The organism is Streptomyces sp. NPDC021012, assembly GCF_044333355.1.
GTDB lineage: Bacteria > Actinomycetota > Actinomycetes > Streptomycetales > Streptomycetaceae > Streptomyces.
Window position 1 is genome coordinate 793398 of record NZ_JBIRQU010000002.1, and the last position, 21856, is coordinate 815253.

The following is a 21856-nucleotide window of genomic DNA, read 5'->3' on the forward strand; positions in this document are numbered from 1 at the left end:
GGCCGGGGCCGGTTCCGAGCGCCGTCTCTCCGGTGGCGTCGACCCGTCCTGGCCGGTGCCGCCCCCACGACGGCACCCGCCAGGACGGCGGCCGCCGCAGCGCCCGCCTCGGTCCTGCTTCATTCCGGTCTGCTCCTCGGAACGCGTCGGCGGGCGTGCCGGGAGGGTGGTCGCTCCTCCCTGGCCTGCCGACACGCACCACTCTGCTCGGTGCCGCTCACGTCTCGCTCACGTTCCGCTAACGCCGGGCGCGGCAGGGACCCGGGCGAACGGCCCCCGGCCCGCCCGCCGATCGGGTACACCTGGGGGACGTAACGGACCACCGGGGCGTTCTCGCGGGGTGGTTGGTCCACGATGAGGCCGGCGGAGCACCCCGGTCTCCGTCCTCGTGCGTCCATGTGATGGGGGAAAGATGGCCGGCCGGCGCAGGACGATCGCCCGACTCCTGACGATGTCCCTGACGGCGGGCCTGCTGGGCGGCGGGGCAGCCACCGGAACCGCCGTCCCCGCCACCCCTCCTGTGCCCGCCGTCCCCACCGCCGTCGCTCCCGCCCTCGCCGGCGCCCCCGCCGCCGACCAGACGACGGTCTCCCAGGACGACCTGCGCACCGGCTGGGACCGGGACGAGCCGGGGCTCGCCCCCGAGCAGGTGTCCAGCTCGGACTTCGGGCAGCAGTTCTCCACCGCCGTCGACGGCCAGGTCTACGCCCAGCCGCTGGTGGTGGGGCGCACCCTGGTCGCGGCCACCGAGAACAACAAGGTGTACGGGATCGACGCGGCCAGCGGCGCGATCGGCTGGACGAAGAGCCTCGGCGCCCCCTGGCCCGCCTCCGCCATCACCTGCGGAGACCTGGTGCCGAACATCGGGGTCACCTCGACGCCCGTGTACGACCCGGCGAGCGATGCCGTGTACCTCACCGCGAAGGTGAACGACGGGCCGGACGTCCAGCACCCCGACTGGTACGTGCACGCGCTCGACCCGGCGACGGGCGCCGAGCGCGCGGGCTGGCCGGTGAAGGTGGCGGGCGCCCCGGTGAACGACCCGGGCCGGGCGTTCAACCCGTACACCGCCGGCCAGCGCCCCGGTCTGCTCCTGATGGGCGGTTCGGTGTACGCGGCCTTCGCCTCGCACTGCGACCGGGGGCCGTACGTCGGCTACGTCATGGGCGTGAGCACCTCGACGCGGAAGACGACGCTGTGGGCCACCGAGGACTCCTCCGCGAACGGCATGGCGGGGGTGTGGATGAGCGGGGGCGGTCTGGTCTCCGACGGTCCGGGCCGGATCCTGTTCTCGACGGGCAACGGGGTCTCCCCGGCGCCCGGCCCCGGCAACCGGCCACCGGGTCAGCTCGCGGAGTCGGTGGTCCGGCTCGGGGTGAACAGCGACGGCACGATGTCGGCACAGGACTTCTTCAGTCCGTCCGACGCCCCGGTCCTCGACCAGAACGACACCGACCTCGGCTCCGGGGGCCCGGTGGCCCTGCCGGAGCCCCTCTTCGGGACCGGTGCGCATCCGCGGCTCCTCGTCCAGATCGGCAAGGACGGGCGGCTGTTCCTGCTGGACCGCGACGATCTCGGCGGGCGGAGCCAGGGCCCCGGCGGCAGCGACAAGGTGCTCGGCGCCTTCGGTCCGTACGAGGGCGTCTGGGGGCATCCCGCGGTGTACGGCGGGCAGGGCGGTTACGTGTACGCCATCGGCTCCGGAGGACCGCTGCGGGCGTTCGCGTACGGGCTCACCGGCTCGGGACTGCCGGGGCTGACCAACACGGGCAGCAGCACGCAGACCTTCGGCTACACCTCGGGTTCGCCGGTGGTGACGTCCACGGGGACGAATCCGGGTTCGGCGCTGGTGTGGGCCGTCGCCGCGGACGGGGCGAACGGCGCCAACGGGCAGCTGCGCGCGTACGACGCGGTGCCCGTGAACGGGACGCTGCGGCTGCGCTGGTCGGCGCCGATCGGCACGGCCTCGAAGTTCTCGGTGCCGGCCACCGACGGCGGGCGGGTCTACGTGGGGACGCGGGACGGGCACGTGCTGGCCTTCGGCCGCCCCGCGAACACGGCGCTGACGGGCGACCCGGTGGACGCCGGCGAGGTCGCGGTGGGTACGACGGGCACGGTGACGGCCACCGTCACGGCGACCCGGGACGTGACGATCACCGGGGTGAGCACGCCGGCGGGCGGCGCGTTCTCGGCGTCCTCCGCGGGGCTGCCCCGGGCGCTGCGGGCCGGCGACACTCACACCGTCCAGGTGTCGTTCTCGCCGACCGCTCCCGGTCCGGACACCTCGGCCCTGACCTTCGCCACCGACCTGGGCGACAGCGCACTCGGCCTCACCGGGTACGGGACCCGGCCCGGTCTCGTGGCGTCCCCGGCCGCGCTCGACTTCGGCACGGTGGCCACGACGACGCGGAAGGCGCTCGGCGTGACGTTCACCAACACGGGGACGGCCGACGAGACGATCTCCTCGGTCTCCCCGCCCGGCGGCCCCTTCACCGCGTCCGATCCGCCGGCCGCCGGCACGGTCGTCCCGCCGAGGCAGTCCGTCACCGTCCAGGTGGCGTACGCGCCGACGGCCGCCGGTACGGACACCGGGACGCTCGCCGTCACCGGGACGAACGGCACGGTGTCCGTGGGCCTGCGCGGCACCGCCGTGACCGGACGGGCGCAGCTCACCCTCACGCCCACCTCGACGGACTTCGGGCAGGTGAAGGTCGGCGAGTCCGTGACGAAGACCTTCGACATCAGCAACACCGGCAACATCCCCCTCACCATCACCAAGGCGAAGCCTCCGGCGGCCCCTTTCCAGGTGAGCAGTCCGATCAGCGAGGGCCAGGTCCTCGGCCCGGACGACGTCGTCCACCAGGCCGTCACCTTCTCCCCCACGTCCGTCGGCGCGGTGACGGCCGCGTACGAGCTGACCTCCGACGACGGGAGCGGTGCGCACAGCGAGGCCCTGACCGGCTCGGGTGTCGCCGGGACCACGGTCACCGTCCCCACGCCCGGCGCGGGCGGCTGGAAGCTGAACGGCTCCGCCCGGATCTCCGGCGACGACCTCCAGGTGACCCAGGCGAGCGCCTCGCAGCGGGGTTCCGCGGTCTGGCCCGTGCCCGTCCTGACGGACGGTCTCAAGGCCTCGTTCACCACGGTGATCGGCGGCGGCACCGGCGCCGACGGCATGACGTTCTCGCTGCTCGACCCGGCGAGGACCACGCCGTCCGCGCTCGGCGGGGTCGGCGGCGGCCTCGGGTACACCGGCCTCCCGGGCGTGGCCGTCGCCTTCGACACGTTCAAGAACCCGGGCGATCCGTCCGCGAACTTCGTCGGGATCGCCACCGGGGGCAGCGGTTCGGCCCTTACCTACGCGTCGACGACGACGAGCGTGCCGAACCTCCGGTCGGGCACCCACACGGTCTCCGTCTCGGTCGCCGGCAAGACCGTCACGGTCTCCGTGGACGGCACCCAGCGGCTGCGGACGACGGTCGCCTCGCTCACCCCGACCGCGCTGCTCGCCTTCACCGGCGGGACGGGCGGCATCACCGACATCCACGCCGTGCGGGGCGCGACGATCACCGCCTCCTCGTACGCCGTGCCACCGCCCGGTCCCAACGGCTGGACGTACAACGGCAGCGCGGCCCTTTCGGGCACCACGCTCGTCCTGACCCCGGCCCAGGCCTACCTGAAGGGCTCGGCGGTCCAGGCCACCGCGGTGCCGTCCGCGCGACTGCGGGCCCGCTTCACCGCCACCCTCTCGGGCGGCACCGGCGCCGACGGGCTCGCGCTCGTGCTCCTCGACGCGTCCCGCGCGACGCCCACCGCCCTCGGCGGCGGGGGCGGCGGCCTCGGCTTCGCCGGCCTGCCCGGGGTGGCGGTCACCCTGGACACGTACCGCAACCCCGGGGAGCCGTCGTCGAACTTCGTGGGCGTCGCGACCGGGGGCTCGGGCACCACCCTCCAGTACGCGGCCACCTCGACTGCCGTGCCCGCGCTGCGTACGGGCAGCCGTGTGATCGACGTGAACGTCACCGCCGCCGGCCGCCTCGTCGTCCTGGTCGACGGCACCCGGGTCATCGACGTGGCGGTGACGCTGCCCAGGAACGTCCTGGTCGGATTCTCCGGAGCCACCGGTGGTTTGACGGACCGTCATGCGGTCACGGGAGTGCGCGTCGGCTACTGAGGTACCCTGCTCGCCCCTCGGAGCACGGCCCCGATCCCTTCGACGAGAGGCGAGCGACACCGATGACCGAACTGAGCCGGATGTACGTGGCCGAGTGCCTGCGCGGGGACGGCGGGCTCGCGACGGCCGTCGCGCGGGCCGAGCTGCCCCCCGCCTTCGAGGAGGCCTGGCGTCCGCACCTGCTGCCCCGGCCCTGGTTCTTACCGGCCGAGGAGACGGCCGCGTTCGCCCGGGACCTGGAGGGGCTCTTCGACCTCCTGCTGTCGCTGCCGGAGCGGCTCTTCGACGGGGACGTCGAGCGGTACGCGGCGGAGATCGGGCTCGGCCCTGCGCTGGTGGCGCTGCTCCGCCGGGCCGGTTCGGGCGTCCCCGCCAAGCTGGGCCGCGCCGACGCGTACCACGACGGCACCGCGTTCAAGCTCCTGGAGTTCAACCTCGGCAGCGAGGTCGGTGGCCTCGACATGGACGTCCTCAACCAGTCGCTGCTGCGGGTCCCCGAGTTCGCCGGCTTCGCGCGCGAGCACGGCCTCGGCCATGTGGACATCGCCGCGCGGGTCGCCGCCGTCCTGCGCGACCGGGCCCGTCCCGCGCTGTCCGGCTCCGCGGAACCGGTGATCGGGCTGATCGAGGGGCGCGGCGGTGTCGCCCCGTACGGACGGCTGATGCGCGCCACCCAGGAGGCGATGGCCGAGCAGGGCCTCGACCTGAGGATCGGCGAGATCGGCGACGTACGCGCGCGTGCCGACGGAAAACTCACCCTGGACGGCACCCCGCTCGACCTGGTGCTGCGGAACTTCGCGGCGAGCCAGCTGCTCGACGACCCGGAGGGACCGGGGGCGGCGGAGCCCTTCTTCCGCGCCCACGAGGCGGGCAGGACCGTGCTGTTCACGTCCCTGGAGAGCGGCCTCTACTCCCACAAGAGCGCCCTCGCCCTGCTCTCCGACCCGCTCCGGAGCGACGCCTTCGACGCCGGTGAGCGGGCCCTGGTCGAGCGGGTCCTGCCGTGGAGCCGCACCCTGCGCGCCTCCGGCCCCGCCGAGGCGGTCGAGCTCTGCCGGGAGCGGCGGGAGCGGCTCATCCTCAAGCCCGGGGCCGGGTACGGCGGTCTGGACACGTTCGTCGGCTGGGAGCTCTCCGACGCCGCGTGGGGAAAGGCGCTGGACCTCGCGGTCGAGCGCGGCGGCTACGTGGCGCAGGAGCGGGTCGTGCCGCGCCCCGAGCCCGTGTACGACCCGGTGACCGGGACCGTGGACGACTGGATCGCGGCGCTGGGCCTCTTCCTCACCGACGACGGCTACGCGGGCGCGCACGCGCGCGTGAACCGCGCCGACGGCGGGGCGATCGTCGGGATGAGCAGCAACCCGGACACCCGCATGGTGGGGGTCTTCACGCATCCCTGAGGACGACCGTGGGTTCCGTGGCCCAGACGCGCATCGCCCGGGTGTCGGACGCGTGGCGCGGCCAGGACTTGCCGGGGTCGAGGTCGCGGACGAACCGGACCCAGGCCTCGTGCACGGCGTCGGCGAGGGGCTGGGGCGGGTTGTCGCCGAGGGCCTCGGGGACGCCGGGGGCGTCCAGGAGGTCGAAGGCGAAGGGGATGTCCACGCAGTGGTGGGCCAGCCCCTCGTAACCGGGCGCGGTCGCCTGCCAGTCGAAGCGGTAGAGCCAGGTCGGGCGGCCGGCCCAGGCGCGGGCCTCGGCGATCTCCATGACGGGCTCCCGGAACATGGCCTCGGTCATCGCGGCCCCCAGTTCACGGGGCTCGACCATGTCGAACTCGTGGGCGGTGTGGCCGAGCATGAGCGGGACGTCCGCTCCGGCCACGCCGTCGACGAGCGCCTCGTGCACCGGGTCCGGCACGAGCTCGCCGTCCGCGAAGGGCGCCAGGACGACCATCGGCAGCTCGTCGCGGCCGGGGCCGGGCGTGTTCAGGAGGTCCTGGAGGTCCAGGAGTTCGTCGTCGGTCAGGTCGCGCAGGGCCTCGACGGTGGCGGGGACGCCGGTGCGGGAGGTGAAGAGCGCCGTCACCGCCTCGGCCAGGTCCCTGCCCTGGGGCCGCATGACGGCGCCGGAGACGGAGATCGCACCCCGGAACAGCCCCTCGGCCGACGGGACCGCGAGCAGGGTCTGCACCGCACCACCACCCGCCGACTGCCCGGCGATCGTGACCCTCTCCGGATCACCACCGAAAGCCGCGATGTTGTCCCGCACCCACTCCAGGGCCGCGACCCAGTCCCGCACCCCCCGGTTGTCCGGCGCACCCTCCAGATGCAGGAAGCCCTCGATCCCCAGCCGGTAACCGACCGAGACCAGCACCACGCCGTCCCGGTTGAACGCGGCCCCGTCGTACCAGGGACTCGCCGCCGAACCCGCCACGTACCCACCACCGTGGAACCACACCAGGACCGGCAGACCCGCCTCCGGGTCGGCCGCCGGCGTGAACACGTTCAGGTTCAGCACCCCCGCACCCGGGACCGACGGCTCCGGAATCGTCGTCACCTCCGCGAACGGCCGGCGCTGCGCCGTCGGCCCGTACGCCCTCGCGTCCAGCGGCTCCGACCACGCCTCCGGCGGCACCGGCGCCGCGAACCGCAACTCCCCCACCGGCGGCTGCGCGTACGGAATGCCCAGGAAACGCAAGGTCCCGTCCGCACGGCGCTCGCCGCGCACGGGACCTCGGACGGTGGTGACGAGGGGTTCGGTCATGAGAGGGCTCCTGATGAGGGGGGTCGTACGGTCTCGGTGGGTGTCGCGTGCCTCAGCGCACCGACTTGATCGGGATGACCGCCGCCGCGCCGGCCAGCGTGATGAGGGCCGCCGTGACGTACAGCCCGTCGTAGCCGATCGCGCCGACGAGCAGGGAGGCCAGGAGGGGGGCGAGGATCTGCGGGCCGGCGTTGGCGATGTTGAGGACGCCCATGTCGCGGGCCGCGTCGTCGGCGCTGGGCAGGACCAGGGTGACGAGGGCGGTGTCGACGGCCATGTAGCAGCCGAAGGCGAGGCCCGCGATGACGGTGAAGATCAGCATGCCGGTCCAGTCCGGCAGGACGACGGGCACCAGCATCGCGAGGCCGGAGAGGGCGCAGGACATGCCGACGAGGGGCTTGCGGCGGCCGATGCGGTCGGAGAGCAGTCCGCCGACGACGGTGGCGAGCAGGGTGGTGCCGGCGTCGATCGGGGCGAGGAAGGCGACGGCCTCGTTGGCGTCGAGTCCCTCGGGGAGCTTGATGTGGTCCTGGAGGATGTACATCTGGAAGAGCGAGACGGAGAAGAAGCCGAGCATCATCAGGAAGCGGCCGATGAAGACCCAGCGGAAGTCGGCCGACCTCATGGTGTCCGCGAAGGCGGCCATCTGCCTGCGCAGCGGCACCGGTTCCGCCTTCGGCTGCCTGCGCTCACGGACGACGGCGGTGAAGAGGACGGCCGCGCCCGCGATCACCACGCCCATCACGAGGTAGCCGAAGGAGATGTCGGAGGGGACGAACAGGGCGGCGGTGGAGATGCCGATGGCGGAGCCGATGGGGGTGCCGATGCCGACCATCGCCGAGGCGAGGCCCCGGCGCTCGACGGGGACGCGGTCGGGGACGACGGCGGTGAGGGCCGCCTGGTAGACGTTCATCATCGCCTGGACGAGACACCAGCCGATGGTGACCAGGAGGACCGTGCGGGCGGCGCCGAGCAGCGCCAGCGCGCCGAGGGCTCCCAGGCCGCCGCACAGGATCCAGGGGTTGCGCCGTCCCGAGCGGTCGGAGAGGAGCCCCGCCAGCGGGTTGAAGAGGGTCGCGAAGATCGCGGCGACGCCGGAGACGAGACCGAAGTCGGCGACCTTGTTCGCCGGGTCGATCAGTTCGACCTGGACGGGCAGGAGGACCGCGCCGATGCCCATGTAGAGCATGAACATGGCGGCGTTGGCCACCGTGAGCATGGGCATCAGCCGGAACAGGTCGCCCCGGCGGGCGGCCGGGGCGGTGGCCTGCGGCTCCACGGCCGCCGGGGCGGCCGGCCGGACTTCGGATGCGTTCATGTCGGGTCTCCTCGGCCGCGGCCCCGGAGGGCGGGCTGCGCGGCGGGTCTTGCGTGAGCGGGAAGGGCGGTGCGTGGGGTGCGGCGGGCCGCTCGGCTGCCGAGGCCTCGGCCGTGGGAGCCTCGGCCGTCGGAGCCTCAGCTGTCGAAGCCGAGACCGAAGCGGTCGAGGGTGCGCAGCCAGAGGTTGCGGCGGCCTTCGTTCAGGTCCGCGCGCGCCATGGACCACCTGGTGATGTTGATGCCGATCGAGCGGACGGGCTCGGGCGGGAAGGGCAGCGGCTTGCGGCGTACGAGCTCCAGGCCGGTGCGCTCGGTGTGCTCGCCCGCGAGCAGGTCGAGCAGCACCTCGGCACCGAAACGGGTGGCGCCGACGCCGAGGCCGGTGTAGCCGGCGGCGTAGGCGACCTTGCCGTGGTGACTCGTGTCAAAGAAAACGCAGAAACGGGTGCTGGTGTCAATGGCTCCGCCCCAGGCGTGACTGAACCGAACCCCTTCCAGCTGCGGGAAGGTCGTGAAGAAGTGCTCGGCGAGCTTCGCGTACGTCTCGGGCCGCCGGTCGTGCTCGGCGCGGACGGGACCGCCGTGGTAGACGGCGTCGTAACCGCCCCAGAGGATGCGGTTGTCGGCGGACAGCCGGACGTAGTGGAACTGGTTCGCGCAGTCCGCGAAGCCCTGGCGGCGGCTCCAGCCGACGGAGGCGAGCTGCTCCTCGGTGAGCGGCTCGGTCATCAGCGCGTAGTCGTACACGGGCACGGTGTACGGGCGGTGGCGCCGGAGCAGGGAGGGGTGGGCGTTGGTGGCGAGGGCGACGCGGCGGGCGGTGATCCGGCCGTAGGGGGTGCCGACGCTCACGACCGCGCCGTGCTCGTCGAGCGAGGTCGCGGGGGTGTGCTCGTGGATGCGGACGCCGAGGTCGAGGCAGGCCCGCTTGAGGCCCCAGGCGAGCCGGGCCGGGTTGACCATGGCCACGTCGTTCCTGTTCCACAGGCCGCCGAGGAAGGTCGGGGAGTCGATCTCGGCGCGGACGGCGTCGGCGTCGAGCAGGACGTGCTCGCCTCCGTATCGGGCGGCGGCGTCGGCCTCCTCCACGAGTCCCGCGAGCTGGTAGCGCTCGGTGGCGACGACGAGGGAGCCGGTGCGCTCCCACTCGCAGTCGATGCCGTGGCGCTCGATGGCGTCCTCGATGGCCTGGAGGTTCTCGCGGCCGAGGCGCTCCAGCCGGCCGATCTCGTCGGGCCAGCGCTCGATGCCGTTGGCCAGGCCGTGGGTGAGGCTGGCCTCGCAGAATCCGCCGTTGCGGCCGGAGGCTGCGCCGCCGACCTCATCGGCCTCGACGAGCACGACGTCGGCGGAGGGGTCGCGCTCCTTGGCGACGAGGGCGGTCCACAGGCCGGTGTAGCCGCCGCCGACCACGAGGAGGTCGCAGGTGGTGCCGCCGACGAGGGCGGGGGCGGCCTGCGGCCGGCGGGGGTCGTCGAGCCAGAAGGGGGTGTGGTCGACGTCCCGGAGCGAGCTGAGGTGGTCCATGGGGGTTCCTTCGGGGTCGCGGAGACGCCCGGCACGGGGAATCTCCGAAGTGCCGCCCATGAGACTCCGCCGCGCACGACAAGGTCAATGGTGTTGACGTAAGCACGCCCACGGGGGCGCCGCTCGGGCCGCCCGCAGGCGGGACCCCCGGCACGGCGGCGCCCTCGACACGGCGGATCCCCAGCGCGGCGGCGCCTTCGGCCCGACGCTCCCGGCACGGCGGCGCCCTCGACACGGCAGCGCCCCTGGCACGGCAGCGCCTTCGGCCCGACACCCCCGGCACGACGGAACCGCACGGCCGCACCGGAGTCGCCCCGGTCGCCCCCGCCGCTACCCCTCCGGCTCCCAGCGGTCGAGGATCTCCTCCGCGATCCGCCGGGCCCCCGGCTCGAAGCGGGCGGAGAGCTCGCGGAAGAGCGTCTCGGCGGCCTCGGCGGGCCAGTCGGCGGGCAGGTGCTCGGCGGGCAGGTGCGGGTCGCGGCGGACCAGGTCGAGCCAGTCGGTGTGGAGCAGGAGCAGCCGGCCGAGGTCGTCGCGCGCCTCGGCGGGGGCGGCGGCGTCCCAGCGGGCCAGGAAGGCGCGGTAGCCCTCGGCGATCGCGTCGACGTCGAAGGCGGTACGGAGCAGGGGGCCGGCCTCGGTGGGCGCGGCGGCCTCGCCGTGGAAGGCCCTGATACGGTCCCCGAGCCCGAGCTCGGCCGCGAGGGGGGCGACGTCCACCCGGCCGGGCGCCGCCCAGAGGCCGCTCTGCAGCGGGCCGAAGCCCGCCCACACGAGGCGCGAGCGCAGGTCGTGGCGTTCCCGGCGCCAGGATTCGGGCAGCGAGAAGCCGACCAGGGTCCAGGTGCCGTCCCAGCCCCGGTTGACGGCGCCGGTGCGGTGGATCCGCTCCTCGCCGTCGGCGAGGACCTCGGCCGCGCGGGGCGTGAGCGAGAAGTACATCCGGCGGCCGCGCCGGTGCCGCGCGAGCAGTCCGCGGGCGACCATGCGGGTCAGCGTGGAGCGGACGGCGTCCTCGCCGACGTCCACGCGGGCGAAGGCGTCGATCACGCTCGCCGAGGACAGGGCCGTTCCGGTGCCGAGGACGTGGATGCCGAAGAAGGTCAGCATCAGGGACTGGGGGCGGGGCGGAGCGCCGGGCTCGGCGGGAGGTCCGGTCTCTGCGGTCGGGGCGGGCTGCGTCACGGGGACAGCGTAGGGCGGGTTCCGGGAATCCGCCCCCAACATTCGGCAGTTCATTGACGGCCGACAGAAGAATGCCTAACTTGTTGGCCCGACGGTGTGCGACCGGTCGCGATTCCCCGCGCCCCACACCGCGTTCACGGGAAAGGACCCCCGTTCATGACTCATGTGGATCTCTCCGGCAAGGTCGCCGTCGTCACCGGCAGCGGCCGCGGACTCGGCCTCGCCTACGCCCGCTCCCTCGCCGCCGCCGGCGCCGCCGTCGTGATCAACGACGTGGATGCCGAGGCCGCCGCCGAGGCCGTGCGCCTGATCGCCGCCGACGGCGGGCGGGCCGTCGCCGAGGTGGTCCCGGTCGGCTCCACCGAGGCCGCCGAGGCCCTCGTCGCCCGCGCCGTCGACACGTACGGCCGGCTCGACGTCATGGTCACCAACGCCGGCGTCCTGCGGGACCGGGTGCTGTGGAAGATGACGGACGAGGACTTCGACACCGTCGTCGAGGTGCACCTGCGCGGCACCTTCACCTGCGTCCGCGCCGCCGTCGAGCGGATGCGCGCCCAGGGCGAGGGCGGCAGGATCGTCGTCGCCGGCTCCCCCGCCGGACAGCGCGGCAACTTCGGGCAGACCAACTACGCCGCCGCCAAGGCCGGGATCGCCGCCATGGTGCGCACCTGGGGCATGGAGCTGGCGAAGGCCGGCATCACCGCGAACGCCGTCATCCCGGTCGCCGCGACCGCCATGACCAAGACGATCCCCGTCTTCGCCCCGCACGTCGAGGCCCTGGAGAAGGACGGCGTCGCGTTCCCGGACAGCCTGCGCAAGGGCGAGGGCTTCGGCACGCCCGAGGACGTCGCCGGCCTGGTGGCCTTCCTCGCCTCGGACGCCTCCGCCGGGGTGACCGGCCAGTGCGTCGGCATCGGCGGCGACAAGCTCTCCCTGTGGTCGCATCCGCAGGAGGTGTCGGTGGCGTACGCCGACGGCGGCTGGAGCGCCGAGGCGATCGCGGCCGCCTGGCCGGTGACCGTCGGCCGCACCCCGGAGACCTTCGGCATCCCGGCGCCGCAGCTGTGAGCGGCCACGGCCCGGTGTCCCCGATGGACGTGGACGCGCTCGTCGCCATCGACATGCACACCCACGCCGAGGTGTCCGAGAAGGGCGGGGCCTCGCTCTCCGCCGAGCTCGACGCCGCCGCGGGCGCGTACTTCAAGGCGGAGCACCGTCACCCCACGCTGCCGGAGATCGCCGCGTACTACCGCGAACGGCGGATGGCCTGCGTGGTGTTCACGGTGGACGCGGAGTCGGCGACCGGCACCCCGCCGGTGCCGAACGAGGAGATCGCCGAGGCGGCGCTGAAGAACCCCGACGTGATCATCCCGTTCGCCGGGGTCGACCCGTACAAGGGGAAGGCGGCGGTCCGTCAGATCCGGCGTCTCGTCGAGGAGTTCGGGGTCAGGGGCTTCAAGTTCCACCCGAACATCCAGGCCTTCCACCCCAACGACCGGATGGCCTACCCGCTGTACGAGGCGATCGAGGAGGCCGGTGCGATCGCGGTCTTCCACACCGGGCAGACGGGCATCGGCGCGGGCGCTCCCGGCGGCGGGGGCATCCGGCTGAAGTACTCGAACCCGATGGACGTGGACGACGTCGCCGCGGACTTCCCGGGGATGAGGATCGTCCTCGCCCACCCGTCCTTCCCCTGGCAGGACGAGGCGCTCGCGGTGGCCACCCACAAGCCGCAGGTGTACATCGACCTGTCGGGCTGGTCGCCGAAGTACTTTCCGCCGCAGCTGGTCCGGTACGCCAACAGCCTCCTGAAGGACAAGGTGCTGTTCGGCTCCGACTTCCCGCTGCTCGCCCCGGACCGCTGGCTGGCGGACTTCGCGGAGCTCCCGATCAAGGACGAGGTCCGTCCGAAGATCCTCAAGGAGAACGCGGCCGCGCTGCTCGGTCTCACCGGACACTGAGGGGTACCCCATGCGCAACCAGGGCATCGGCTCCTGGCCCGCCCGCCGCGACCGCAAATCGCCCCGGCGCACGGCCCTCCTGCACGAGGGCCGTGCGATCGACTACGCCGAACTCCACGACCGCTGCACCCGGTTGGCCCACGCCCTGCGGGGCGCCGGGGTCGGACGCGGCGACCGGGTGGCGTATCTCGGTCCCAACCACCCGGCGTACCTGGAGACGCTCTTCGCGACCGGGCTCCTCGGGGCGGTGTTCGTCCCGCTCAACACCCGGCTCGCCGTACCGGAGTTGCTGCACCAGCTGACCGACTCGGGCAGCTCCGTCCTGGTGCATGCCGGGCAGTCGCCCGAGCGGGTGACGGAGCTGTCGGAGGCCGCCGGCGTCGGCATCGTCCTCGCCGTGGACGGCGGTGCCGGCGCTTCGTACGAGGAGCTGCTCGCGGCCGCGTCGACGGAGCCGCTCGACGAGGAGGTGGGGCACGAGGACGTCTGCCTCATCATGTACACCTCGGGCACCACCGGCCGCGCCAAGGGTGCCGTCCTCACCCACGGCAACATCGTCTGGAACAGCCTCAACGTCCTCGTGGACACCGACCTCGCCGGCGACGAGGTGGCGCTGGTCTCCGCGCCGCTCTTCCACACGGCGGCGCTCAACATGAGCTGTCTGCCGACCCTGCTGAAGGGCGGCACGGTCCTCCTGGAGTCCTCCTTCGACCCGGACCGCACCCTGCGGCTGATCGAACGGCACCGGGTGACCTGCATGTTCGGCGTGCCGACGATGTACGACGCGATGGCGGCGGCCCCCGGGTGGGCCGAGGCGGACCTGACCAGTCTGCGCAACCTGCTCTGCGGCGGCGCCCCGGTGCCGACCCGCACCGCCCAGACGTATCTGGACCGCGGCCTCGCCTTCGTCCAGGGGTACGGCATGACGGAGAGCTCGCCGGGCGCCCTGATCCTGGACCGGTCCGACTCGGTGAGCCGCGCCGGTTCGGCGGGCGTCCCGCACTTCTTCACCGACGTCCAGGTGCTGCTGCCCTCCGGCGAGGAGGCGGCGCCCGGCGAGAAGGGCGAGGTCGTCGTCTCGGGACCGAACGTCACCCCCGGCTACTGGAACCTCCCGGAGGCGACCGCCGCGGCCTTCCGCGACGGGGGGCGCTTCCGCTCGGGCGACGTGGCCACGGTCGACGAGGACGGCTACGTCACGCTCGTCGACCGCCTCAAGGACATGATCATCTCGGGCGGGGAGAACATCTACCCGGCCGAGGTCGAGGACGCCCTGCTCCTGCACCCGGACGTCGCCGAGGCGGCCGTCATCGGCGTGCCCGACGCCCGCTGGGGCGAGGTGGGGCGGGCCGTCGTCGTCACCCGCGCGGGCGCGACCGTCACCGAAGGGGAGCTGATCGCCCACCTGGAGGGCCGGCTCGCCCGCTACAAGATCCCGCGGAGCGTCGTCCTCGTTCCCGAACTCCCCCGCAACGCCACCGGAAAGCTGCTCAAGGCCCCCATCCGGGCGCTCTACGGTGCCTGACCCCTCTTCTACGTCTTCTGATACGTCAAGGAGTACCACCATGGCTCTCACCGTCCACGGCATCGACGAGATCAAGGCCCAGGCGGGCGCCGACCTCGGCCACAGCTCCTGGGTCGAGATCGCCCAGCCGCGCGTCGACACCTTCGCCGACGCCACCGACGACCACCAGTGGATCCACGTCGACGCCGAGCGCGCCGCCGCGGGCCCCTTCGGCGGCACCATCGCCCACGGCTACCTGACGCTCTCGCTGCTCATCCCGATGTGGAGCGAGCTGCTCCAGGTCGAGGGCGTTTCGATGGCCGTCAACTACGGCCTGAACAAGGTCCGTTTCCCCTCCCCCGTGCGCGTCGGCTCGAAGATCCGCACGCACGGCCGCGTGGTGTCCGTGGAGGACGTCAAGGGCGGGGTCGAGGTCGTCGTGGACCTCACCGTGGAGATCGACGGCGTCGCCAAGCCGGCCTGCGTCGCGCAGGCGGTGTACCGCTTCTTCGCCTGATCCGCCCGTACGCGGAAGGGGGCGGCTGCTTCGAGCAGTCGCCCCCTTCCGCGTGTCAGAAGACCGTCAATTCGTCCTGAATCCCACGTAGTTCTCGGCGAGGGAGGCCGAGGCGGCTTCCGAGCCGGCGAGGTAGCGCAGGTGCGAGAGGCGCAGCTCGCGGTCGAAACCGGACTCGGCGGGGTCGGCGTGGAGCAGGGTGGTCATCGTGTACGAGAAGTGCTCGGCCCGCCAGATCCGGCGCAGCGCGGTCTCCGAGTAGGCGTCGATCGCCTTCTCGTCGCCCCGCGTGTGGTGGAGGGTGAGGGCCTGGGCGAGCAGGGTGACGTCGGCGACGGCGAGGTTGAGGCCCTTGGCGCCGGTGGGCGGCACGATGTGCGCGGCGTCGCCGGCGAGGAACAGGCGGCCGTGGCGCAGGGGTTCGGCGACGAAGCTGCGCATCGGGGTGATGCTCTTCTCGGTGATCGGGCCGCGCCGCAGCGTCCAGTCGCCGTCGACGGCGAAGCGGGTGTCGAGCTCGTCCCAGATCCGCTCGTCGGACCAGTTGTCGACGGTGTCGTCCGGGTCGACCTGGAGGTAGAGGCGGCTGACCTGCGGCGAGCGCATGCTGTGCAGGGCGAAGCCGCGCTCGTGGTGGGCGTAGATCAGCTCGTCGCAGGAGGGCGGGACGTCGGCGAGGATGCCGAGCCAGGAGAAGGGGTACGTCCGCTCGACGACCTTGAGCAGGCCCTCGGGGAGGGAGCGGCGGCCTATGCCGTGGAAGCCGTCGCAGGCGACGACGTACGCGCACTCCAGGGTCTCCTCCGCACCCTCGTGGCGGTAGCGGATGGTGGGGCGGTCGGTCTCGGCGCCGTCGACGGAGAGGGCCTCGGCCTCGAAGAGGACGGTTCCGCCGTCCTTGAGGCGCAGTTCGATGAGGTCCTTCACGACCTCGGTCTGGGCGTAGACCATGACGGAGCGGCCACCGGTCAGGGACGGGAAGTCGATGCGGTGGGAGCGGCGGTCGAAGCGGAGCTCGATGCCGTGGTGCTCCAGGCCCTGGCGGTCCATCCGGGCGCCGGCGCCGGAGGCGCGCAGCACGTCGACGGTGTCCTGTTCGAGGATGCCGGCGCGCTGGCGGCGCTCGACGTACGCGCGGTCGCGGAGTTCGAGGACGACGCTGTCGATGCCCTGCCGGTGGAGCAGGTGGGAGAGGAGGAGGCCGGCGGGGCCGGCTCCGATGATGCCGACGGTGGTGGTGCGGGACGTGGACATGCGGGGCTCCGTGGAAGGTCAGGAGGCGGTCGCGTCTTCGGCGAGGACGCGCTGGGCCGTGGCGAAGGCGGCGTTGGCGGCGGGGACGCCGCAGTAGACGGCGGAGTGCAGCAGGACTTCCCCGATGTCCTCGGGGGTGAGTCCGTTGCGCAGCGCGGCCCGGACGTGCAGGGCCAGTTCCTCCAGGTGGCCGTGGGCGACCAGGGCGGTGAGGGTGATGCAGCTGCGGGTGCGGCGGTCGAGTCCCGGACGGGTCCAGATCTCTCCCCAGGCGCAGCGGGTGATGTAGTCCTGGAAGTCGGCGGTGAGGGCGGTGGTCCGGGCGACGGCCCGGTCGACGTGCTCGTCGCCGAGGACCGCGCGGCGGACGGCCATGCCCTGGGCGTGCCGGCTGCCGTCGTCGGCGGGGGCGCCGAAGTGGCCGAGGAGCGCGGTGAGGACGGCCTGTGTCCGTTCGGCGGGGGCCAGGTGGGCGGCCCCGGCGAGTTCGAGGAGGTTCGCGTCGGGGATGCCGTCGGCGAGCTCACGGGAGTGGGCGGGCGGGGTGGCCGGGTCGTCCCGGCCCGCGACGACCAGGGTCGGGGCGGTGATCCCGCCGAGCGCCTCGCGCAGGTCGTACACGGCGAGGGCGTCGCAGCAGGCCGCGTAACCGTCCGGGTCGGCCCCGCGCAGGTCGTCCAGGAGCCGGTCGGCGGTCCGGGCGGTGGCGAAGCCCGGCGTGAACCAGCGGGTGGCCATCGCCTCGGCCAGCGGCCCGGTGCCCTGGGCGCGGACGAGCGCGGCACGCTCGCGCCAGCCCTCCGGCTCGCCGAAGCGGGCCGAGGAGCAGACGACGGCGAGGCCGGTGACCCGCTCGGGGTGGTGGACGGCGAGGTGGGTGCCGACCGCGCCGCCGAGGGAGATGCCCGCGTAACCGAAGCGCTCGGCACCGAGGTGGTCGGCGAGTTCGAGGACGAGGGCGGCGATGTCGGCGACGGTGGCCGCGCCGGGAGCGGTGTCGGGCAGGACGCCGGCCGGGGTGCCGCCGTGCCCGGGAAGGTCCCAGCGGACCACCCGGTGATGCCGGGCGAGCGCCGCGGTCTGCGCGTCCCAGACGGCGAGCGAGGTCCCGAGGGAGGGCCCGAGGATGAGGACGGGGGCGTCGGCGGGGCCGTCGACGCGGTGGTGGAGGGCGGAGGCCTCGCGGGGCGCGCCGGGGTTACGGGGGTCTCCGGGGGTGCCGGGAGTACGGGATCGTGCGGGGGTACGGGGCGCCTCGGGAACGTCGGGCTCCTCGGCGACGCCGGACGCCCGGGTGGCGTCGGGTGTCCGGGCAGGGACGGTCACGCCCGCGACGGCGGTCGCTCCGGCCGGGTCGGCCGCGCCGGGGCTCACGACCGCCCGGGCAGGGACGGTCGCGCTTGCGACGGCGGTCGTTCCGGCCGGGTCGGGCGCACCGGGGCTCGCGGCCGCCCGGGGCGCGTCGGCCGCTCCGGCGGTGGCGGTCGCTTCGGCAGGGTGGGGCACGCCGTCGGGTTCCGGTGTCTTCGGGGCGGCGGGGGCCTGCGCCGGGGTCGGGCGCGGGTCGGGGGTCATGCGGGGCCTTTCCGGTCGGTGGAGGGGGTTCTCCGCAGGGCGTGGTCGACGAGTCGGGGCGCGGCGCCGGTCGCGGTCGTCGGGTCCGTGAGGGAGGTGAGGCGGTCGGGGGTGATCAGACCGGTGAGTTCCGGGGCGTCGGCGAGGACGTCCGCCAGGTGGCGGCGCTCCGTCAGGGCGCGCCGGGCGGCCGTGTCGAGGAGTCGCCGGGCGGCGGGACGGCCGAGGAGGCCGGAGAGCTCCGCCGCCAGGCGTTCGCTCGCCACCAGGCCCCGGGTCAGGTCCAGGTTCTCCTGCATCCGGCCGGGGAGGACCTGGAGGCCCTCGGCGAGCGCGGCCAGGTGGTGGGCGGCTCCCCCGGCGAGGCGGAGGAGTTCGCGGAGGGCCTGCCATTCGGCGTGCCAGGCGCCGGCCGGCCGCTCGTCCTCGGCGGTGAGCGAGCCGAGGACGAGGGCGGCGAGCGCGGGTGCCTGGCGGGCGGCCGCGGCGATGAGGGTGGCGTGGACCGGGTTGTTCTTGTGGGGCATCGCGGAGGACCCGCCGCCCTCGCCCTCGGCGAGTTCCCCGGTCTCGGTGCGGCTGAGGAGCAGCACGTCGGCGGCCGGTTTGCCGAGCGCGGACGTGGTGAAGGCGAGGGCGGTGCCGAGGTCGGCGACCGGCGTGCGCAGGGTGTGCCAGGGCAGAGCGGGGGCCGCGAGGCCCAGTTCCCGCGCGTACGCCTCGGCGAGGGCGGGCCCGCTGCCGGGCTCCCCCGCCAGCTGCTCGAACGCCGCCAGGGTGCCCGCCGCGCCGCCGAGCTGGGCGGGGAGCGTGAGGGCGGTGAGCCGGTCGGCCGCGTCGAGGACGAGGCTGCGCCAGCCCGCCGCCTTGAGCCCGAAGGTGGTGGGGACGGCGTGCTGGGTGAGGGTGCGGCCGGCCATGGGGGTGTCGCGGTGGGCGGCGGCGAGCCGTCCGAGGGCGGCGGCCGCGCGGTGCAGCGGGGCGGTGATCAGGGGCAGTGCGCGGGCCGCGACGAGCATCGCTGCCGTGTCCATGATGTCCTGGCTGGTCGCGCCCCGGTGGACGTAGGGCGCGGCCTCGTCCGGTACGGCGGCGGTCAGTTCGGCGACGAGCGGGATGACCGGGTTGCCGCCCCTCCGGGCACGGAGGGCCAGCGCGCGCGGGTCGAACCGGTCGGCGCGGGAGGCGGCCTCGGTGACGGCGGCGGCCGCCTCTGCGGGCGCCTGGCCCAGGGCGGCCTGGGCCCGTGTGAGGGCGGCCTCGGCGTCGAGCATCGCCCGCAGGAAGGCGCGGTCGCCGGTGGCCGCCTCCACGTCGGTGCCGGCGCGGACGGGGGCGAGGAGCCCGAGGTCGTACGACTCGTACGGCTCCTCCAGCTCCTCGGGGTGCTCAGCGGAAGTCAAGGAACACCGTCTCCTCCGGGCCCTGGAGCCGGACGTCGAAGCGCAGCGCGCGGGGTCCGGCCTCGGCCGCGAGCAGGGTGGCGCGCCGCTCCGGCGGGAGCGAGGCGAGCAGCGGGTCGGCGTCGGCGGCCGGTCCCGGCAGGTAGATCCGGGTGAAGAGGTGGTGCAGGAGGCCGCGGGCGAAGACGCAGACGGAGAGGTACGGCGCTCCGGCCGGCGGCAGGGTGCGTACGGCCCAGCGGCCGTCGGCGTCGGTGGCGACCCGGCCGAAGCCGGTGAAGGTGACGCCGTCCCGGCCGGCGTGGCCTCCGGTGACGGGGTCCTTGCGGAGGGAGCCGGGGGCACCGGACCGGTCGCCGTCGGGGCCGGGCTGCCAGATCTCCAGGAGCGCGTCGGGGACGGGAGCGCCGGCCCCGTCGTACACGTGGCCGTGGACGGTGAGGGTTTCCGGGTGCCCGGCGGGGGCGATGTCGGGGCCGCCGGGGAAGGGCAGCGCGTACCCGTAGAAGGGGCCGACGGTCTGGGCGGGGGTGGGCTTCCTGGTCGTCGTCATCGGCCTTCCTCGATCCAGGTCGCGGCGGGGCCGTCGAGGACGATGTCCCAGCGGTAGCCGAGGGCGTGTTCGGGGGTGGTGAGGTCGTGGTCGTAGGCGGCGACGAGCCGGGCGCGGGCGGCGTCGTCGGTGACCGACTGGAGGATGGGGTCGTAGGCGAAGAGCGGGTCGCCGGGGAAGTACATCTGGGTGACGAGCCGCTGGGTGAACGCGCTGCCGAAGAGGGAGAAGTGGATGTGCGCGGGGCGCCAGGCGTTGGTGTGGTTGCGCCAGGGGTAGGCGCCGGGGCGGATCGTGGTGAAGCGGTACGTGCCGTCGTCGTCGGTCAGGCAGCGGCCGGCGCCGGTGAAGTGGGGGTCGAGCGGGGCCGGGTGCTGGTCGAGCTGGTGGGCGTAGCGGCCGGCGGCGTTGGCCTGCCAGATCTCGACGAGCTGGCCGCGCACGGGGCGGCCGTCGCGGTCGAGGATCCGTCCGGTGACGGTCATCCGCTCGCCGATGGGTTCGCCCGCGGCGCCCCGGGTGAGGTCGGCGTCGAGCGCGGTGACGTCGGTGGCGCCGAAGACCGGTCCGGAGAGTTCGACGGCCTCGGGGTCGCGGACGACGGTGAGGGGCTGCCGGGGGTGGCGGAGGGCGCTGCTGCGGTAGGGCGGGTAGTCGCGGGCGGGGTGGTGCCGGGTCTCGCCGGTGCGCGCGTACTCCTCCCGCTGGGCGTCGATCTCCTTCGAGATGTCCTGCTGGGTCGGGATCATGCTGTGGTCTCCGCCTTCACGGGGGCCGCCGTCAGGCGGACGAGGTCCTCGGGGGTGACGCCGGGGGCGGTCTCGACGAGCCGGAGTCCGTCCTCGGTGACGTCGAGGACGCCGAGGTCGGTGATGATCCGGTCGACGCAGCCCCGGCCGGTGAGGGGCAGGGAGCACTCCTCGACGATCTTGGGGGTGCCGTCCTTGGCGGTGTGCTCCATGAGGACGACGACCCGGCGGGCTCCGTGGACGAGGTCCATGGCGCCGCCCATGCCCTTGACCATGCGGCCGGGGATCATCCAGTTGGCGAGGTCGCCGCGGGCCGAGACCTGCATGGCGCCGAGGATCGCGGTGTCGATGTGGCCGCCGCGGATCATGCCGAAGGAGAGCGCGGAGTCGAAGAACGCGGCGCCGGGCAGGACGGTGACCGTCTCCTTGCCGGCGTTGATCAGGTCGGGGTCGACCTCGTCCTCGTACGGGTAGGGGCCGACGCCGAGGAGTCCGTTCTCGGAGTGGAGGACGACGTCGACGCCGTCGGGGAGGAAGTTCGGCACGCGGGTGGGGAGCCCGATGCCGAGGTTGACGTACGAGCCGTCCGTCAGCTCGCGGGCGGCGCGGGCCGCCATCTCGTCCCTGGTCCAGCTCATCGGGTCCGTACCGTCCTTCGTTCGATGCCCTTGTCGGCGGCCTGTGCGGGGGTGAGCGCCAGGACCCGCTGGACGAAGACGCCCGGCAGGTGGACCTGGTCCGGGTCGAGCTCGCCGGGTTCGACGAGCTCCTCCACCTCGGCGATCGTGATGCGCCCCGCCATGGCGGCGAGCGGGTTGAAGTTGCGGGAGGCGCGGGCGAAGACGAGGTTGCCGTGGCGGTCGCCCCTGGCCGCGCGGACGAGCGCGAAGTCGGTGGTGATGCCGCGTTCGAGGACGTACGTCCGCCCGTCGTACTCGCGGGTCTCCTTGGGCGGGGAGGCGACGGCGACGGTGCCGTCCTCCGCGTACCGCCAGGGCAGTCCCCCGTCGGCGGCCTGGGTGCCGACGCCCGCCGGGGTGAAGAAGGCGGGGATGCCGCAGCCGCCGGCGCGGAGCCGTTCGGCCAGGGTGCCCTGGGGGGTGAGTTCCAGCTCCAGTTCGCCGCCGAGGTAGCGGCGGGCGAACTCCTTGTTGTCGCCGATGTAGGAGCCGGTGACGCGGCTGATCCGGCCGTCGGCGAGCAGGATGCCGAGGCCTCCGCCGTCGACGCCGCAGTTGTTGGAGACGACGGAGAGGTCTCCGGGGCCGTGGGCGTGCAGGGCGCGGATGAGTACGTCCGGTACGCCGCTCAGCCCGAAGCCTCCGACGGCGAGTGAGGCGCCGTCCGCGATGTCCGCCACCGCTTCGGCGGCACTGGCGACCACTTTGTCCATGTAACGACCCGTTTCACTCGGGATTCACTCAGAAT

General features: G+C 73.9%; 17 protein-coding genes. 6 read left to right on the forward strand and 11 right to left on the reverse strand.

Annotated elements, in window-relative coordinates; translation table 11 throughout:
• The first annotated feature begins 412 nt into the window (after window positions 1-412).
• Window positions 413-4174, forward strand: a complete 3762-nt coding sequence (locus ACH4TP_RS08835; protein WP_398436612.1) for a choice-of-anchor D domain-containing protein — start codon at window positions 413-415, stop codon at window positions 4172-4174.
• Window positions 4175-4236: 62 nt separating this feature from the next.
• Complete coding sequence (locus ACH4TP_RS08840) at window positions 4237-5574, forward strand: hypothetical protein (protein WP_389224515.1); 1338 nt, start codon at window positions 4237-4239, stop codon at window positions 5572-5574.
• Here the strand turns inward: ACH4TP_RS08840 and ACH4TP_RS08845 are convergent.
• The 4 genes from ACH4TP_RS08845 to ACH4TP_RS08860 all read right to left on the reverse strand — a co-directional run bounded on the left by ACH4TP_RS08845 (window position 5561) and on the right by ACH4TP_RS08860 (window position 10912).
• Window positions 5561-6880, reverse strand: coding sequence for a carboxylesterase/lipase family protein (locus tag ACH4TP_RS08845; protein WP_398436614.1), 1320 nt, complete (start codon window positions 6878-6880; stop codon window positions 5561-5563). The two genes, ACH4TP_RS08840 and ACH4TP_RS08845, sit on opposite strands and share 14 nt — an antisense overlap.
• Before the next feature lie 52 nt (window positions 6881-6932).
• Entirely contained in the window at window positions 6933-8198 is a 1266-nt protein-coding gene (locus tag ACH4TP_RS08850) for an MFS transporter (RefSeq protein ID WP_398192594.1), read from the reverse strand.
• Between the two features lie 137 nt (window positions 8199-8335).
• Window positions 8336-9727 carry an NAD(P)/FAD-dependent oxidoreductase gene (locus ACH4TP_RS08855; protein ID WP_398436616.1) on the reverse strand — a complete coding sequence of 464 codons (1392 nt, stop codon included), beginning with the start codon at window positions 9725-9727 and terminating at the stop codon, window positions 8336-8338.
• A 330-nt stretch (window positions 9728-10057) separates the two neighbouring features.
• Entirely contained in the window at window positions 10058-10912 is an 855-nt protein-coding gene (locus ACH4TP_RS08860; protein ID WP_398436618.1) for a PaaX family transcriptional regulator C-terminal domain-containing protein, read from the reverse strand.
• Window positions 10913-11068: 156 nt separating this feature from the next.
• Here ACH4TP_RS08860 and ACH4TP_RS08865 point away from each other — a divergent pair, with 156 nt between their 5' ends.
• Genes ACH4TP_RS08865 through ACH4TP_RS08880 form a run of 4 tightly spaced genes read left to right on the forward strand, consistent with a single transcriptional unit; the run spans window position 11069 to window position 14894 of the window.
• Complete coding sequence (locus tag ACH4TP_RS08865; RefSeq protein WP_398436620.1) at window positions 11069-11980, forward strand: SDR family NAD(P)-dependent oxidoreductase; 912 nt, start codon at window positions 11069-11071, stop codon at window positions 11978-11980.
• A 23-nt stretch (window positions 11981-12003) separates the two neighbouring features.
• Window positions 12004-12873 carry an amidohydrolase family protein gene (locus tag ACH4TP_RS08870; protein ID WP_389224503.1) on the forward strand — a complete coding sequence of 290 codons (870 nt, stop codon included), beginning with the start codon at window positions 12004-12006 and terminating at the stop codon, window positions 12871-12873.
• A 10-nt stretch (window positions 12874-12883) separates the two neighbouring features.
• Window positions 12884-14398 carry a long-chain fatty acid--CoA ligase gene (locus ACH4TP_RS08875; RefSeq protein ID WP_398436622.1) on the forward strand — a complete coding sequence of 505 codons (1515 nt, stop codon included), beginning with the start codon at window positions 12884-12886 and terminating at the stop codon, window positions 14396-14398.
• 40 nt (window positions 14399-14438) lie between these two features.
• A complete protein-coding gene (locus ACH4TP_RS08880) occupies window positions 14439-14894 on the forward strand; it encodes a MaoC family dehydratase (protein WP_352028654.1) in 456 nt (151 codons plus the stop codon).
• A gap of 66 nt (window positions 14895-14960) precedes the next feature.
• On the opposite strand, the gene ACH4TP_RS08885 is transcribed toward ACH4TP_RS08880, so the two are convergent.
• From ACH4TP_RS08885 to ACH4TP_RS08915, 7 genes are all read right to left on the reverse strand, one after another.
• A complete protein-coding gene (locus ACH4TP_RS08885; RefSeq protein WP_398436623.1) occupies window positions 14961-16148 on the reverse strand; it encodes a 4-hydroxybenzoate 3-monooxygenase in 1188 nt (395 codons plus the stop codon).
• A gap of 18 nt (window positions 16149-16166) precedes the next feature.
• On the reverse strand, window positions 16167-17276 hold the full coding sequence (pcaC, locus tag ACH4TP_RS08890) for a 4-carboxymuconolactone decarboxylase (RefSeq protein WP_398436861.1): 1110 nt from the start codon (window positions 17274-17276) through the stop codon (window positions 16167-16169).
• Window positions 17277-17719: 443 nt separating this feature from the next.
• Entirely contained in the window at window positions 17720-19126 is a 1407-nt protein-coding gene (gene pcaB / locus ACH4TP_RS08895) for a 3-carboxy-cis,cis-muconate cycloisomerase (protein WP_398436625.1), read from the reverse strand.
• On the reverse strand, window positions 19113-19679 hold the full coding sequence (pcaG, locus tag ACH4TP_RS08900) for a protocatechuate 3,4-dioxygenase subunit alpha (protein WP_398436627.1): 567 nt from the start codon (window positions 19677-19679) through the stop codon (window positions 19113-19115). Before pcaG ends, pcaB begins: the two co-directional genes overlap by 14 nt.
• Window positions 19676-20428 (reverse strand): protocatechuate 3,4-dioxygenase subunit beta, encoded by a 753-nt coding sequence (pcaH, locus tag ACH4TP_RS08905; RefSeq protein WP_398436629.1) that lies wholly within the window; start codon window positions 20426-20428, stop codon window positions 19676-19678. Before pcaH ends, pcaG begins: the two co-directional genes overlap by 4 nt.
• Entirely contained in the window at window positions 20425-21066 is a 642-nt protein-coding gene (locus ACH4TP_RS08910; RefSeq protein ID WP_398436631.1) for a CoA transferase subunit B, read from the reverse strand. The genes pcaH and ACH4TP_RS08910 overlap by 4 nt, the downstream gene beginning before the upstream one ends.
• Window positions 21063-21821: a CoA transferase subunit A gene (locus tag ACH4TP_RS08915; protein WP_398436632.1), complete on the reverse strand. Its 759-nt coding sequence runs from the start codon at window positions 21819-21821 to the stop codon at window positions 21063-21065. Before ACH4TP_RS08915 ends, ACH4TP_RS08910 begins: the two co-directional genes overlap by 4 nt.
• Window positions 21822-21856 lie beyond the last annotated feature (35 nt).